The organism is Pseudonocardia asaccharolytica DSM 44247 = NBRC 16224 (assembly GCF_000423625.1).
Taxonomy (GTDB): Bacteria; Actinomycetota; Actinomycetes; order Mycobacteriales; family Pseudonocardiaceae; genus Pseudonocardia; species Pseudonocardia asaccharolytica.
The window spans coordinates 183,471-197,740 of record NZ_AUII01000004.1 but is presented as its reverse complement, the minus strand read 5'-3'; the positions used below and the strand labels follow the sequence as shown (position 1 = coordinate 197,740).

At 72.1% G+C, this 14,270-nt stretch carries 15 protein-coding genes and 1 pseudogene; 11 read left to right on the top strand and 5 right to left on the bottom strand.

Annotated elements, in window-relative coordinates; genetic code table 11:
* The first annotated feature begins 31 nt into the window (after positions 1-31).
* The gene (locus tag G567_RS27200; RefSeq protein WP_051232451.1) at positions 32-751 is read left to right on the top strand and encodes an LppM family (lipo)protein; all 720 of its coding nucleotides are present in this window, start codon (positions 32-34) and stop codon (positions 749-751) included.
* A 12-nt stretch (positions 752-763) separates the two neighbouring features.
* Here G567_RS27200 and G567_RS0106840 read toward each other — a convergent pair whose 3' ends face one another.
* On the bottom strand, positions 764-1,678 hold the full coding sequence (locus G567_RS0106840) for a methylenetetrahydrofolate reductase (RefSeq protein ID WP_037056102.1): 915 nt from the start codon (positions 1,676-1,678) through the stop codon (positions 764-766).
* 96 nt (positions 1,679-1,774) lie between these two features.
* On the opposite strand from G567_RS0106840, the gene G567_RS0106835 reads away from it, so the two are divergent.
* The 4 genes from G567_RS0106835 to G567_RS0106820 are packed head-to-tail and all read left to right on the top strand — an operon-like array spanning position 1,775 to position 7,118.
* Positions 1,775-2,929, top strand: a complete 1,155-nt coding sequence (locus G567_RS0106835) for a polyprenyl synthetase family protein (protein WP_084795931.1) — start codon at positions 1,775-1,777, stop codon at positions 2,927-2,929.
* Position 2,930: 1 nt separating this feature from the next.
* Positions 2,931-4,523, top strand: a complete 1,593-nt coding sequence (crtI, locus tag G567_RS27195; protein WP_051232448.1) for a phytoene desaturase family protein — start codon at positions 2,931-2,933, stop codon at positions 4,521-4,523.
* Positions 4,520-6,160: a polyprenol phosphomannose-dependent alpha 1,6 mannosyltransferase MptB gene (mptB, locus tag G567_RS27190; RefSeq protein ID WP_245585567.1), complete on the top strand. Its 1,641-nt coding sequence runs from the start codon at positions 4,520-4,522 to the stop codon at positions 6,158-6,160. Before crtI ends, mptB begins: the two co-directional genes overlap by 4 nt.
* Entirely contained in the window at positions 6,138-7,118 is a 981-nt protein-coding gene (locus G567_RS0106820; protein ID WP_028929396.1) for a phytoene/squalene synthase family protein, read from the top strand. The genes mptB and G567_RS0106820 overlap by 23 nt, the downstream gene beginning before the upstream one ends.
* On the opposite strand, the gene G567_RS0106815 is transcribed toward G567_RS0106820, so the two are convergent.
* Complete coding sequence (locus G567_RS0106815) at positions 7,087-7,452, bottom strand: Rv2175c family DNA-binding protein (protein WP_028929395.1); 366 nt, start codon at positions 7,450-7,452, stop codon at positions 7,087-7,089. The two genes, G567_RS0106820 and G567_RS0106815, sit on opposite strands and share 32 nt — an antisense overlap.
* A gap of 67 nt (positions 7,453-7,519) precedes the next feature.
* Here G567_RS0106815 and pknB point away from each other — a divergent pair, with 67 nt between their 5' ends.
* The 5 genes and pseudogenes from pknB (at position 7,520) to cds1 (ending at position 11,170) form a co-directional block, all read left to right on the top strand.
* Positions 7,520-9,277, top strand: coding sequence for a Stk1 family PASTA domain-containing Ser/Thr kinase (pknB, locus tag G567_RS0106810; RefSeq protein ID WP_037056100.1), 1,758 nt, complete (start codon positions 7,520-7,522; stop codon positions 9,275-9,277).
* A gap of 206 nt (positions 9,278-9,483) precedes the next feature.
* Positions 9,484-9,645: an S-methyl thiohydantoin desulfurase domain-containing protein gene (locus tag G567_RS37065; RefSeq protein WP_084795950.1), complete on the top strand. Its 162-nt coding sequence runs from the start codon at positions 9,484-9,486 to the stop codon at positions 9,643-9,645.
* A gap of 22 nt (positions 9,646-9,667) precedes the next feature.
* A complete protein-coding gene (locus tag G567_RS36055; RefSeq protein ID WP_028929393.1) occupies positions 9,668-9,916 on the top strand; it encodes a hypothetical protein in 249 nt (82 codons plus the stop codon).
* Entirely contained in the window at positions 9,913-10,071 is a 159-nt protein-coding gene (locus G567_RS36050; protein WP_245585566.1) for an OsmC family protein, read from the top strand. Before G567_RS36055 ends, G567_RS36050 begins: the two co-directional genes overlap by 4 nt.
* A pseudogene (gene cds1, locus G567_RS27185) lies at positions 10,068-11,170 on the top strand (L-cysteine desulfhydrase Cds1). The gene G567_RS36050 and the pseudogene cds1 overlap by 4 nt, the downstream one beginning before the upstream one ends.
* A 55-nt stretch (positions 11,171-11,225) precedes the next feature.
* Here cds1 and G567_RS0106790 read toward each other — a convergent pair.
* Positions 11,226-12,614 (bottom strand): class II 3-deoxy-7-phosphoheptulonate synthase, encoded by a 1,389-nt coding sequence (locus tag G567_RS0106790; RefSeq protein ID WP_028929392.1) that lies wholly within the window; start codon positions 12,612-12,614, stop codon positions 11,226-11,228.
* 195 nt (positions 12,615-12,809) lie between these two features.
* On the opposite strand from G567_RS0106790, the gene G567_RS36045 reads away from it, so the two are divergent.
* The gene (locus G567_RS36045) at positions 12,810-12,944 is read left to right on the top strand and encodes a GPGG-motif small membrane protein (RefSeq protein WP_222595659.1); all 135 of its coding nucleotides are present in this window, start codon (positions 12,810-12,812) and stop codon (positions 12,942-12,944) included.
* Here the strand turns inward: G567_RS36045 and G567_RS0106780 are convergent.
* Positions 12,937-13,449 carry a polyadenylate-specific 3'-exoribonuclease AS gene (locus tag G567_RS0106780; protein ID WP_028929391.1) on the bottom strand — a complete coding sequence of 171 codons (513 nt, stop codon included), beginning with the start codon at positions 13,447-13,449 and terminating at the stop codon, positions 12,937-12,939. The two genes, G567_RS36045 and G567_RS0106780, sit on opposite strands and share 8 nt — an antisense overlap.
* Before the next feature lie 88 nt (positions 13,450-13,537).
* Positions 13,538-14,269, bottom strand: coding sequence for a lysophospholipid acyltransferase family protein (locus G567_RS0106775; protein WP_028929390.1), 732 nt, complete (start codon positions 14,267-14,269; stop codon positions 13,538-13,540).
* Position 14,270: the final 1 nt, after the last annotated feature.

Here is a 14,270-nt window from a genome sequence, read left to right as displayed (position 1 = left end):
CGCGATCCGGCCCAATGGCACGATGTCGACCATGCCGTCCCCGGCCCCCTGCCCTCCCCGTCCACGACCGCCGCACGCCCGACCGCGCGCCGCCGCGCGCCGCCGCGCGCTCCCCGTGCTGCTGCTCGCGATGCTGATCGTCGGCCTGACGAGCGGTTGTGCCCGGGTGCGAACCGCGCTCGCCGTCCAGCCGAACGACACGGTCAACGGCGAGATCGTGCTGGCCACTCCGGAACGGGGCCCGGACGACACCGGCCCCGAGGTGACGGTGCCCCGCGAGCTCAAACGCGAGATCGACATCTCGTCCTACCGCCAGGACGGCTACACCGGTTCGGTGCTGCGGTTCTCCGGGTTGACATTCGACGAGGTCGCGCTGCTGAGCCGGACCGCGGGTACGGCCGGCGAGCGGGCGGTACTGAACCTGCGCCGGGCCGGTAACCGGGTGCTGGTGACCGGCAAGGTCGACCTCACGACAGTTCCGGTCGACCTTGCCGACTTCCAACTCAAGATCGGCTTTCCCGGCCAGGTCCTCGACACCAACGGCGACGCCGATTCCGGCACCGTGAGCTGGAAGTTCACCCCCGGCACCGTGGGTGACATCAGCGCTGCCGTGGCCTACGACGATCCCAACGCTCCCTCGGCGGCCGGGTGGACCTTCGCCCTGGGCGTGCTGGTCGCCGGGGCGGCGGCGGCCGTGGTGGTGCTGGCACGTCGCGAACGCAACCCCCCGCTGGACACCCCGTCGCGCTGAACGCGGGTGGCGTCAGCGCCGATGCTCGACCAGCCCGAGCCGGCGCACGAGCTCCACGGTCGCCGACGACCGGTTCAGGGTGTAGAAGTGCAGCCCGTCCACGCCCTCGGCCAGCAGCTTCCCGCACAGCTCGGCGGTGGCGTCCAACCCGGCGGCGCGGAAGGCCACCGGGTCGTCGGCATACCGCTCCAGCCGTTCGACCAGCTCCGGCGGCAGCGGCGCCCCGGACAGCTCCGGTCCGCGACGCAGCGTGCGCAGCGTCGTCAGCGGCATGACCCCGGGCAGCAGCGGGACGTCGGCGACATCGCTGCCGACGGCGACGAACCGGTCACGCAGCCGCAGGAAGCCCTCGGGCTCGAGGAACAGCTGACTGATCGCGAAGTCGGCGCCCGCCCGGATCTTCGCCACGAGGTGGCGCAGATCGGACTCCGCATCGGGCGAGCGCGGGTGGCCGTAGGGGAAGGCCGCGACGCCGACGCAGAAGTCACCCAGGCTGCGCACCAGGTCGACCAGCTCCTCGGCATAGGTGAGGCCCTCGGGGTGGGGGATCCACTCGCCGAGCGGATCCCCGGGCGGGTCGCCGCGCACCGCGAGCACGTTGCGAATGCCCGCGCCCGCATACGCCCCGATCACATGCCGCAGCTGCGAACGCGAATGCGCCACCGCGGTCAGGTGCGCCATCGGGACGAGGGTCGTGTCGGTGGCGATTCCCGCCGTCGTCCGGATCGTGCGCTCCCTGCTCGATCCGCCCGCGCCGTAGGTGACGGAGACGAACGCCGGGTCGAGCGGCTCCAGTTTGCGGATCGCCCGCCACAGCTCGGCCTCGCCGATCTCGTCCTTCGGTGGGAAGAACTCGACAGAGAAGACCGGCCCGTCCTGGCTGATCCGCTCGATCACCGTCTCGCGCCGTGAAGTGCTCCCATTCACCCGGGTCAGCCTACGGGGCCAGCCACCGCACCGGCCTGCAGTTAGGCTCGGGTGCGTGTCTGCTGCTTCCACTCCCGTCCGGCGAGGATCCGTTTGATGGCCGACACCGGCGTCGGCGGCGTCCCGGGTGTGGCGCAGGCCGCCGACCGCGGGCCCAGGGCCGACCGGCACGACACCGACCGGGACCTGCTGCGCCGCATCGAGGCCGAACTGGCCGCCTATCTCGACCGGCGGCGGGCCGAGGCCGCCGAGATCGACCCGGCATTCGCCGCGGCGACCGAGGCGCTGCGCGGCTTCGTGCTCGGCGGCGGCAAACGGATCCGCCCGACCTTCGCGTGGTGGGGCTGGCGCGGCGCGGGCGGCGACCCGGACGACGAGATCACGCCCGCGGTGCTGCGCGCGCTCAGCGCGCTCGAGCTCATCCAGGCCTGCGCGCTGGTGCATGACGATCTCATCGACGCGTCGGCCACCCGCCGCGGCCGTCCCACCGTGCACGTCGCGTTCGCCGACCGGCACGCGGACGCGGGCTGGGCGGGCCGCCCCGCCCGGTTCGGGGCCGCCGCGGCGATCCTGCTCGGCGACCTCGCGCTGGCCTGGGCCGACGACATGCTCCGCGATGCCGGGCTACCCGCCGCGGCGCTGCGTCGCGCGGCCGAGCCGTGGCGGTCGATGCGCACCGAGCTGCTCGCCGGTCAGTACCTCGACGTCCTGGGGCAGGCCAGCGCCGACACCTCCACCCACGGCGCGCTGCGGATCAATCGGTTCAAGACCGCCGCCTACACCGTCGAGCGGCCGCTGCACCTGGGTGCCGCGATCGCCGACGCCGCGCCCGCACTCGTCCGGTCCTACCGCCGGTTCGGGGCCGATATCGGCGTCGCCTTCCAGTTGCGGGACGATCTGCTCGACGTCTTCGGCGACCCCGCGGTCACCGGCAAGGCCGCGGGCGACGACCTGCGCGAGGGCAAACGCACGCTGCTCGTCGCGCTGGCCCTGGAGCGGGCCGAGGAGCGCGGCGCCACCGCGGCCCGCACCGTGCTCACCGACGCGCTCGGCGATCGACACCTCGACGCCGCCGCGGTCGAGCGGATCCGGGACGTGCTCTGCGAACTGGGCGCGGCGCAGGCCGTCGAGCAGCGCATCGCCGCGCTCGCCGGGGCTGCGCTCGACGCGCTCACCACCGCCGACATCGCCGAGCCCGCGGCGAGCAGGCTCGCCGAACTGGCCGTCACCGCGACCCGCCGCCGGAGCTGAGATGCCCCCGCGTACGGTGCCTGGCCGCACCGACCACGTCGTGGTCGTCGGTGCGGGGTTCGCCGGCCTGTCGGCGGCCCTGCACCTGCTCGGCGCGGGCCGTCGGGTCACCGTCGTCGAACGCGCCGGGCATCCGGGAGGCCGCGCCGGGCAACTCGACCTGCAGGGCCCTTCGGGCACCTTCCGGGTCGATACCGGCCCCACCGTGTTGACCATGCCCGAACTGCTCGACGAGACCCTGAACGCGGTCGGCGAGCGTCTCGGCGACCGGCTCGACCTGGTCGCCCTCGAACCCGCCTACCGGGCCCGGTTCGCGGACGGATCCACGATCGACGTGCACACCGACGCCGCCGCCATGGAGGAGGAGGTGCGCCGCACCTGCGGCCCGCGCGCCGCCGCGGGCTACCGCACGCTGCGCGACTGGCTGACCAGGCTGTACCACGTCGAGATCGAGACGTTCATCGGCGCGAACTTCGACTCGCCGCTGGACCTGCTCAACCGCGACCTGGTCCGGCTGGTCGCGCTCGGCGGATTCGGCAGGCTCGGCGCGCAGGTGGCCCGGCGGATCCCCGACGAGCGGCTGCGCCGCGTGTTCACCTTCCAGTCGCTGTATGCCGGTGTGCCGCCGCGGCGCGCGCTCGCGGCCTACGGGGTGATCGCCTATATGGATACCGTCGCCGGGGTGTACTTTCCCGGCGGCGGGATGCGGGCGGTGAGCCACGCCCTCGCCGACGCCGCGGTGCACGCCGGAGCGAAGATCTACTACGGGCGCACCGTGACCGGGCTGGAGCGGCGCTGCGGCCGGGTCACCGCGGTAAGGCACGCGGGCGAGCCCGGATCCGATACCGAACGGCTGCCCTGCGATGCCGTCGTGCTCACCCCGGACCTGCCGGTCATCCACCGGCTGCTGGGACACCGCCCGCGCCGGCCGGTCCCGCCGCGGTACTCCCCCAGCGCCGTCGTGCTGCATGCCGGCCTGGCCCGGACCCGGCCCGAGCTCGCGCACCACACGGTCTGCTTCGGTGCGGCCTGGGACCGGACCTTCGACGAGATCGCCCGCGAGGGCCTCCTGATGAGCGACCCTTCGCTGCTGATCACCCGGCCCACCGCCACCGATCCGAGCCTGGCGCCGGACGGGCATGACCTCCTCTACGTCCTGGCACCCTGTCCGAACACCGACCGTGCCCGGCTGGACTGGCCCCGTATCGGGCCCGCCTACCGCGACGAGCTGCTCACCGTCCTGGAGAACCGCGGGCTGCCGGGCCTGCGCACCGATATCGAGGTCTCGAGCCTGGTGACCCCCGCCGACTGGACCGCGGCGGGAATGGCCGCCGGTACCCCGTTCTCCCTCGCGCACACCTTCTCCCAGACCGGTCCGTTCCGCCCCCGCAACCTGCTGCCCGGGCTGGACAACGCCGTGCTCGCCGGATGCGGGACCACCCCCGGTGTCGGCATCCCTCCGGTGCTGATCTCCGGGCGGCTGGCCGCCCAGCGAATCACCGCAGCTCGCGGCCCGCGCCCCGGCCGCGCGCACACACCTCAGGGTCCCGGCACCACGAATGCACCAGCCGTGCGAGCATGGTCGCCGACATGACCGCGCAGCCTTCGCCCCCCGTCCCTCGGCCCACGTCGCCCGAGCGGATCTCGGACCCTGCGCCTCGCGCGGAAGACGGCCCCGACCAGGCCGCCGAGCCGGCCTCCGGGGACACCGCGACCTCCGCCCGGCGGGGGTGGTTCGGCGATCCGCCACGCGGCCCCCTGCTGCTCGGCCTCGGTGCCTCGCTGCTCATGGCGATCGGGGCCTTCGGGGCGGGCGGCGTCCTGGTGCGCGATCCGCTGCTGACCAACAGCCCGGTGGGCTTCTGGCGTTACGGCCACGGCCATGAGCTGGCCACCGCGCTGATCTACCTCGGGGTGGCGCTGCTCGGCTGGGCGTGGGTGCGGCTGGGCCGCGACGTGCTGGCCGGTCGCGTCGGCGGCCGCGCGGTGCTGAGCACCGCGGTCGTCTGGCTCACCCCGATGCTGGCCGCACCGCCGCTGTTCACCCGTGACGTGTTCAGCTACCTGGCCCAGGGGGCGCTCCCGCTCGCCGGGTTCGATCCGTACGACGTCGGCCCGGAGGTGATGCCGAGCATCCTCTCCGACAACGTCCACTACTTCTGGCAGGACACGCCCGCCCCCTATGGGCCGCTGTTCATCCTGCTGGCCAAGGGCATGGCCGCCGCCATCGGCGACCACATCATCCTGGGCGTCGTCGGGATGCGGCTGCTGATGCTCCCGGGTCTGGTCCTGCTCGTCTGGGCGCTGCCCGAGCTGACCCGCAGGCTCGGCGGCCGGGTCCCCGTCGCGCTGTGGATCGCCGTGGCCAACCCGGTCATGATCATCCACATGGTCGGCGGTGGCCATAACGACCTGCTGGTCATGGGGCTGCTCGCCACCGGTGCGCTCGCCGCACTCCGCGGCCGGCACATCACCGGCATCGTCCTGGTCACCGCCGCGATGGCGGTCAAGGCCAGCGCGGGCATCGCGCTGCCGTTCCTGGTGCTCGTCTGGGCGAAGCACCTGAGCGGCTCCCGGCCGATGCGGATCCTCAAGGCCGGCGCCGCGGGGGTGGGCGTGTTCGTGGCCGTGTTCGGCGTGATCACCCTGGCCGCGCAGGTGGGGTTCGGCTGGCTGCCCGCGCTCAGCGCCCCGTCCATGATCGTCAACTGGCTGTCGCTGCCCACCGGGGTGGGCGAGCTCGCGCACGCCCTGGTGAACATCGTCTTCAACGTTCCCAAGCAGCCGTTCATCAACGTCGCCAGGATCATCGGCGCCGCGGCGCTCGTCTACATCGCGGCGCGGCAATGGTGGGCGGCCCGCGACGGGGGCCCCGATGCGATCCGCAGGGCCGGCATCGTGCTGTTCGCGGTGGCCGTGCTCTCCCCCGCCACCCTGCCCTGGTACGTCAGCTGGGGCATGGCGCTGCTGGCGATGGCCGCCTGGAGCCCGAGGGCGCTGACCTGGCTGGTGTTCGGCTCGTTGTGGCTGGTGATCGTCTACTACCCGAACGGCGAGGCAGCGCTGTACAACTGGAGCTATCTCGCGGTCTGCGCCGCGCTGTGCGCGCTCGCCGCGTACTCCCTGCACCACCCCGACCCGCTGCGTCTGGGCAACCGGTCGGCCGCCGCCACAGCCCCCGTCGCCACAGCCCCCGTCGCCGACCGCGGTGCCCCGCAACGGTCGGGCTGAGCTCGACGCCGCGGGGATCGTCGACCCGGGGCTGAGGGCCGCCTATGCGGCGTGTCGCGAGCTGAACGCCGTCCACGGTCGCACGTTCTTCCTGGCCACCCGGTTGCTCCCGGCCGCGCGCCGACCGGCCGTGCACGCGTTGTACGGCTTCGCCCGGCACGCCGATGACATCGTCGACGACCTCGGCGACGGCCGCTCCTTCGCCGACCGCGCCGCACAACTCGGCTCGTTGGCCGTCTCGCTCGGCACCGCGCTCGACGGCGGGCCCGCCGCCCATCCCGTGCTCGCCGCCGTCGCCGACACCGCGCGCCGCTACGACATCGAACGGCAGCACTTCATCGACTTCCTGGCCTCCATGCGGATGGATCTCGACGTCACCGACTACCCGGCCTATGCCGACCTGGCCCGCTACGTGCACGGCTCCGCCGCCGTGATCGGCCTGCAGGTCCTTCCGGTACTCGGCACCGTCGTGCCCCGCGCCGAGGCCACGCCGCACGCCGCCGCGCTCGGCGTCGCCTTCCAGCTGACGAACTTCCTGCGCGACGTCGGCGAAGACCTCGACCGCGGCCGGATCTACCTGCCGGCCGACGAGTTGGCGGCCTTCGGTGTCGACCGCGGCCTGCTCGTCTGGTGCCGGCGGGTCCGCCGCACCGACCCACGGGTCCGCCGCGCACTCGCGCACATGGCCGCCCGCACCCGAGCGGTGTACCGGCGCGCCACACCCGGGATCGGGATGCTCGAGCCGGTGTCCCGGGCGTGCGTGGCCTGCGCGGCCACCCTCTACAGGGAGATCCTCGACGAGATCGCTGATTCCGGCTACGCGGTGCTGCACCGCCGGGTCGCCGTCCCGGCTCGGCGCCGGGCGGCCGTCGCACTCCCCGGGGTGGCCCGCGCCCTCGCGGCCCGGCTCCGCGCGACCCGGCGGGTCAGAACGCCATCGCCTGCGCGCGGCGCTTGACCTCGCGGTGCCGGCCGGCGCGCAGCACGGCGATCGGTGCGCCGCGCAGCGAGTCGTCCTCGGTGAACAGCCAGCGCAGGATGTCGTCGTCCTGATAGCCGCCGTCGCGCAACACGGTGATCGTGCCAGGCAGACCCTTGACGATGGCCGACCCGTCCAGGAAGTCGGCGGGAATCACCGTGGCCCCGCTGCGGCGCAGCGAGAGCAGCTGACCGTCGCGCACCAGCTGGTGGACGCGGGTCACCGGGATCGAAAGGGCCTGTGCGACGTCGGCGATGGGAATCGTCGTGATGTCTTCGAAGAGTACTGCGGGGGCTCCCGACACCTCACTCACAACGCACCACCCTGCCACAGCACCGGGCCGGATCGGCAGACTCCGACCGGACGGTACCGTCGTTCTCGTGAACGCCCCCACCGGTGCCGCCGGCGCGCTGCTCGATGCGCGCTACCGGGTCGGGCCGGTGATCGCGCGCGGCGGCATGTCGACGGTCTACCGCGGCACCGACACCCGGCTGGACCGGCCGGTGGCGATCAAGGTGATGGACCCGCGGATGGCGGCCGATCCGGCTTTCCGCACCCGTTTCGAGCGCGAGGCCCGCTCGGCCGCCCGGATCGATCACCCGGCGGTCGTCGACGTGCACGACCAGGGTGACGACCTGAGCGGCCCCGAGCCGACGCTGTTCCTGGTCATGGAGCTGGTCGAGGGGGGCACGCTGCGCGAGGTGCTGCGGGCCCGCGGCGCATTCGGGGTGCCCGGCGCGCTGGCGGTCATGGGCCCGGTGCTGGCCGGGCTGTCCGAGGCACACCGGCTCGGGCTCGTCCATCGCGACGTGAAACCGGAGAATGTTCTGATCAGTCGGGGCGGCGAGGTCAAGGTCGCCGACTTCGGGCTGGTCACGGCAGCGGCCCAGGCCGGCGCGAGCCATGCCGGGATGATCCTCGGGACGATGGCGTACCTGTCGCCGGAGCAGATCACCACCGGTGCCGCCGACGCCCGAAGCGACGTCTACGCCGCCGGTGTGCTGCTCTACGAGCTGCTGACCGGTGTCCCGCCGTACACCGGGGACACCGCGATGTCGGTGGCCTACCGGCACGTCAACGAGGACGTACCGGCGCCGTCGCTGATCGCGACCGAGGTTCCGCCGGAGCTCGACGAGCTCGTGCGGTGCGCCACCCGCCGCCATCCGGACGCCCGCCCGGCCGATGCGGGAGCCTTCCTCGACGAGCTGCTCCGGTTGCGGGACCGGCTGGCCGTGCCTCGGGTACCGGTCCCGGTACCACCGCCGCGTCCCATCGACGAGCAGGACACCGTGCCCGCGGAGCCGTACCCGCCCCGATCCGCGCCAGGGCCGGGGCCGGGCGGGACGCGGGCGCTGGAGCGTCCGTCCGAGGTGATGGCGCTACCGCAGGCGCCGGACGAGGCGCCGGCCGATCATCGGGTGGCGCGCAGGCGCAGCCGCCGCGTCTTCGCGGTCTGGATCGCTGTGCTGCTGGTGCTGGGGTTGATCGTCGGGACGGCGGCGTGGTGGCTGGGGACCGGACGCTGGACGGCCATGCCGTCGGTGATCGGCCTGGACCGGCCGACGGCCGAGCGGCTGCTCGCCGACGCCGACCTCGTCGTCTCGATCACCGAGGAGCACCACGACTCGGTCGCCGCAGACCTCGTCGCCGCGGCCGAACCCGCCCCCGACTCCCGGCTGCTGCGCGGCAGCGAGGTGCGCCTGACGATCTCCACCGGACGTCCGGTGGTGCCGCCGGTGGCGCCCGGCGCGACCGTCGCCGCCGCGGAACAGGCCGTCCGCGACGCAGGCCTCGTTCCGGTGCGCAGCACCGACGCCCGCGAGTTCAGCTCGACGGTGCCGGAGGGCGCCGTGATCCGGACCGGCCCCGCCGCGGGCACCGAACTGTCGATCGGTGGCTCGGTGACGCTCGTGGTGAGCAAGGGCGCCCAACCCCAGCCGATGCTCGTCGAGGTGCCTAACGTGCTCGGTGACAAGGCTCGCTCGGCCGCCGAGACGCTGTCCGACGCCGGTCTGCGCGTCGTGGTGGAGTCGAACTTCCCGTTCGGACGGCGCGAGAACGGCCGCGTCGTCGCGCAAAGCCCGGCCCCCGGCGCCGAGGTCCCTCCGGGCACCGCCGTCTCCCTCACCACCCTCTGACCCCGCGAGTCGGGGTATTTCGCGCGCGAGTCGCGGTATGAGGAACACGATGAACCACATCACCGTCAACGAGATTGCCGATATCGCCCGGGTGCCGCCCTTCTCGGCGCCGGTGGCGGCGGCGACCCGCATCTGGGCAGGCTGCTCGCCGAGCAGGTCGTGGCCCAGACCGGGCCGGTGTCCGTCATCAGCCTCGACCAGGTGCCCTGCGGTTCGGTTTCCGAGTGGTCGTGCTCGGGCTTCTGTGCCACCCGCGGTGGCGCTCACCGGAGGGCCTCGCTCTCGTCGGCCCCGGCTACTTCGGCTACCACCATGACTACGTTCCCATTGAACAACTTGTCGCCACTTCGGCGCTCGCCGCGAACTGATCACCTCGGAAGAAGGCCCGATATGCCGGACTACACCGTCACCGTGCGTCACAGCGATGCGCTCTCGTTCCAGGTGAGCAATGGCCGCGCCACCCTCACCACCGACTGGGACCCTGCCGACCGGTCGTTGCTGGCGACCGAACCGTTCCTCGCCGGCCTCGGCGCCTGCACGCTCGCCACCTCGGTCGACCACACCCAGCAGCATGCCCTCGATGTGTGCGGCGTCGGAGTCAGCGTCTCGGGGATACCGCAACCCGGCCGATGCGGATGAACCGCATCCACGTCACCTACGAGCTTCCCGGCACGCTCACCGAGACGCAGGTGCAGGCTCTGGTCCGCGCGGGCAACCGGTGCAAGGTGCACAACACCATCGAGAACCACCCCGAGTTCATCGTCTCCACGACCTCGCTCGCGAGCCGCTCGTGACGGCCGCGGCCGACGTCGATCGCTGGTCCGAACGCGACCGAAGCTGGCAGGCGTGGGCCGTCAGGCTCGTGGAGGCGGACGCGAACAGGTCCGCGGACACGCACCTGCTCAGCGTCCCCCTCCCGTGCGACTGGGGCACCGACCTGTACCTCAAGGACGAGTCGACCCACCCGACGGGAAGTCTCAAGCACCGGCTGGCGCGGTCCCTGTTCCTCTACGCCCTCTGCAATGGGTGGCTCACCGAGGGATCACCCGTCGTCGAGGCGTCCAGCGGCTCCACCGCGATCAGCGAGGCCTACTTCTCTCGGATGCTCGGTCTGCCGTTCATCGCCGTCATGCCGCGCACCACGAGCCCCGAGAAGATCGTGCTGATCGAACAACAGGGCGGGCGCTGCCATCTGGTCGACGACCCGTCGTCGATCTACGACGAGTCCCGGCGGCTGGCGGCCGGCCTCGGCGGGCACTATATGGACCAGTTCACCCACGCCGAGCGGGCGACCGACTGGCGCGGCAACAACAACATCGCCGAGTCGATCTTCGAGCAGATGCGGCTGGAACGGCACAGCGAACCTCGCTGGATCGTCGTGGGCGCGGGGACCGGGGCACCAGCGCGACCATCGGCCGATACCTGCGCTACCGCGGCCATGCCACCAGGCTCTGCGTCGTCGACCCGGAGAATTCGGCGTTCTTCCCGGGTTGGGCCGATGATCTCCCGGATCTGCGCACCGACATCGGATCCCGGATCGAAGGGATCGGCCGGCCCCGGATCGAGCCCAGCTTCGTCCCGAGCGTCGTCGACCGCATGATCCGCATCCCGGATGCCGCATCGATCGCCGCGATTCGCCTGCTCCGCGACCGAACCGGGCTCGTCGCCGGAGGGTCGACCGGCACCAACCTCTACGGCGCGCTCCGGATCGTCTGCGAGATGCGCGCCACCGGACAGACCGGCAGCGTCGTCACCCTGCTGTGCGACGCCGGGGAACGCTACGCTCAGTCCTACTTCGACGACGCCTGGCTACGCGACAACCACCTCGACATCGATCCGTACCGGCGAGTCATCGAACGGGCCTTCGACACCGGGATGTGGGTCGACACCTGAGCCGAGGAGCGACTCGCTCGCGGAAATACCCCGACTCGCGGGAGAGGGTGGGTGGTCAGCCGCGGAGCATCTCGGCGACGAGGAACGCCAACTCGAGGGACTGTTGGGTGTTCAGCCGCGGATCGCAGGCGGTCTCGTAGCGTCCGGCCAGATCGTGGTCGGAGATCTCCTGCGCACCACCGAGGCATTCGGTGACGTCCTCACCGGTGACCTCGACGTGAATGCCCCCGGGATGGGTGCCCAGGCTGCGGTGCACCTCGAAGAAGGCCTGCACCTCGTCGACGATGCGGTCGAAGTGCCGGGTCTTGTAGCCGGTGGTCGACTCGTGGGTGTTGCCATGCATCGGGTCGCACTGCCAGATGACCTTGTGGCCGGACGCGGTGACCTTCTCCACGATCGGCGGCAACGCGTCGCGCACCTTGGTGTTGCCCATCCGGCTGATCAGCGTGAGCCGCCCGGGAATGCCCTGCGGGTCGAGGCGCTCGACATACTCGACGGCCTGCTCGGGCGTGGTGGTCGGGCCGATCTTGAGCCCGATCGGGTTGGCGAGCAGCTCCGCGAACGCGATATGCGCCCCGTCCGGCTGGCGGGTGCGTTCCCCGATCCAGAGGAAATGCGCCGAGAGATCGTAGAGCCGCGGGGGCTCGCCCGAGGAGTCCAGCCGCAGCATCGAGCGCTCGTAGTCCAGCAGCAGCGCCTCGTGGCTGGCGTAGAACTCGGTGGTGTGCATGCGGTAGTCCTCGACCCCGCAGGCGTTCATGAAGCCAAGCGCCCGCTCGATCTCCGAGGCCAGCGCCTCGTAGCGCTCCCCGGCGGGCGAGGTGCGGACGAAGTCCTTGTTCCAGTCGTGGACCATCGACAGGTCCGCCATGCCCGTCGCGGTCAGCGCGCGGACCAGGTTCATCGCGGCCCCAGCGTTGGCGTAGGCACGGATCATGCGCGAGGGGTCGGGGACCCGGGCCGCCGGGTCGGCAACCAGCGAGTTGACGATGTCACCGCGGTAGGACGGCAACCCCAGCGCGTCGATGGGCGAGCTGCGGGGCTTGGCGTACTGCCCGGCGATCCGGCCGACCTTCACCACCGGCGTCGAGGCACCGTAGGTGAGAACGATCGCCATCTGCAGCAGCGTACGGATGGTGGCGCGGATATGCGGCTCGGTGTTCTTGACGAACGTCTCGGCACAGTCGCCACCTTGCAGCAGGAACGCCTTCCCCTCGGCGACGGCGGCGAGCCGGTCCTGCAGGCGGTCGACCTCGGGCGGCAGGGTCACCGGCGGGACGCTCTCCAGCACCGTGCGCACGTGGGCGACCTTGGCGGGGTCGGGCCACTCCGGCTGCTGGGCGGCGGCGCGCCCGAGCGCGTCATCGAGCCGGGCCTGTAGCTCGGCGGGCAGCGGCGGCAGCTCTGGCAGCGCCTCGACCGGGGCGTCGACCGTCCAGTTCACAGTCGCCAAGACTACGGGCGACCGGGGGGCGAGGACGGGGTGGGTTGTCGCCCGCCGGCGATCGCGGGCCAGGGATCGCGCCCGCGGCGCGGAGGCGAAATTCACCGTACAGCAGTAACCTTTGGTACCCGGACGGCTCTCGCGGCCACCCGAACGGCCCGATTCCACATCGGATCATCTTGGTACGGACCAGGCATGGCAATTCTACTGTGGATTCTCGCCGCCATCCTCGTCGTTGCCGGCGTTGTCGCGATCGTCCGCCGTCAACTCCTCTGGGGCATCGTGCTGATCATCGTCGGGCTCCTCGGGGGCGTGAGCGTCTTCACCTGAGCTGCGCCTGGCGCGACCGATCGGCGACGGTCGCCGCCTTGATCGCCTCCCACCGCTTCAGGTTGAGCCGGGCATCCGCCAGCGCGTCATGCGCGTCGGCCGTGGGCGCGGGCAACAGCGGCCGCCCGGCGTCCTCCCAGTGCTGGCGCAGCTCCCGGGTGAAGCGAGGCAACGCGCGCGGCAGTGCGGGCATGGCGCCCCACAGCTGACACAGCGCGACGTGGTCGTAGGCCGCGATCCACGCCCAGAGTTCGACCTCGCCGGGCCCCGAGGTCAGGAAGTCCAGCAGGTCGGTGCGGATCCCGGCCCGCGACCGCCACGCCGGGTCGGCGGGCGAGGGCAGCTTGGGCAGCACGTTGGCCCGCACCCAGGCGCCGGCGCGGCCGGGGTCGAACTCGGTGGAGACGGCGTAGAACTCCCGGCCGTCCTCCCCGACGACCCCGATCGACACCAGATCGATCGTGGTGCCGTCCTCGATGAACTCGCAGTCGTAGAAGAACCGCATATCCGTCCCGTTCCTGCCGGCAGGCGCCCTCGGCGTCACTCTATGTCCGCCGGGGCAGCGCACGGCGATCGGCGGCCGGATCGAGCGGTCAACCCGCCTTGGTGTCGGGGAGGCGGAAGGCGTCCCGGCCGTCCGGCACGGCCGCGGCGGCCTTCTCCTTGACCGAGGCCGCGTACAGGTCGACGTAGGTCTGCCCGGACAGCTCCATCAGGGCGTACATGATCTCATCGGTCATCGACCGCTCGATGAACCGATCGCCCTGCATCCCGGCGTAGCGCGAGAAGTCCAGCGGCTCACCGATCTTGACGTGCACGTGGTGCGGCCGCCACATGCGCGAGCCGATCGGGTTGACCTGGTCGGTGCCGATCATCGCGACCGGTATCACCGGGACCTCGGCCTCCAGCGCCATCCGGGCCACCCCGGTCTTGCCCTTGTAGAGCCTGCCGTCGGGGGATCTGGTGCCCTCCGGATAGATGCCCAGCAGCCTGCCCTCGCCCAGCAGCCGCACCGCCGTGTCCATCGCGGCCCGAGCCGCGGACCCGCCCGAGCGGTCGACCGGAACCTGCCCGACGCCGGCGAAGAACTGTTTCTTCAGCCAGCCGACCAGGCCGGGCTGGGTGAAGTACTCGCGCTTGGCCAGGAACGTGATCCGGCGCGGGACGAGCAGCGGCAGGAAGAACGAGTCGACGACGGCGAGATGGTTACTGGCCAGGATCGCGGGCCCGCGTTCGGGGATGTGTCCGGCCCCCTCGATCGTCGGCCGGCAGAACAGCCGCAGCAGCGGGCCGAGCAGCACGTACTTCGACCACCAGTACAGCACC

Bases quoted from the DNA above. Each gene is read 5' to 3' on its own strand.
- G567_RS27200 (WP_051232451.1), top strand. From the start codon at position 32: ATGCCGTCCCCGGCCCCCTGCCCTCCCCGTCCACGACCGCCGCACGCC.
- G567_RS0106835 (WP_084795931.1), top strand. From the start codon at position 1,775: ATGGCCGACACCGGCGTCGGCGGCGTCCCGGGTGTGGCGCAGGCCGCC.
- crtI (WP_051232448.1), top strand. From the start codon at position 2,931: ATGCCCCCGCGTACGGTGCCTGGCCGCACCGACCACGTCGTGGTCGTC.
- mptB (WP_245585567.1), top strand. From the start codon at position 4,520: ATGACCGCGCAGCCTTCGCCCCCCGTCCCTCGGCCCACGTCGCCCGAG.
- G567_RS36055 (WP_028929393.1), top strand. From the start codon at position 9,668: ATGCCGGACTACACCGTCACCGTGCGTCACAGCGATGCGCTCTCGTTC.
- G567_RS36050 (WP_245585566.1), top strand. From the start codon at position 9,913: ATGAACCGCATCCACGTCACCTACGAGCTTCCCGGCACGCTCACCGAG.
- G567_RS36045 (WP_222595659.1), top strand. From the start codon at position 12,810: ATGGCAATTCTACTGTGGATTCTCGCCGCCATCCTCGTCGTTGCCGGC.
- G567_RS0106780 (WP_028929391.1), bottom strand. From the start codon at position 13,449: ATGCGGTTCTTCTACGACTGCGAGTTCATCGAGGACGGCACCACGATC.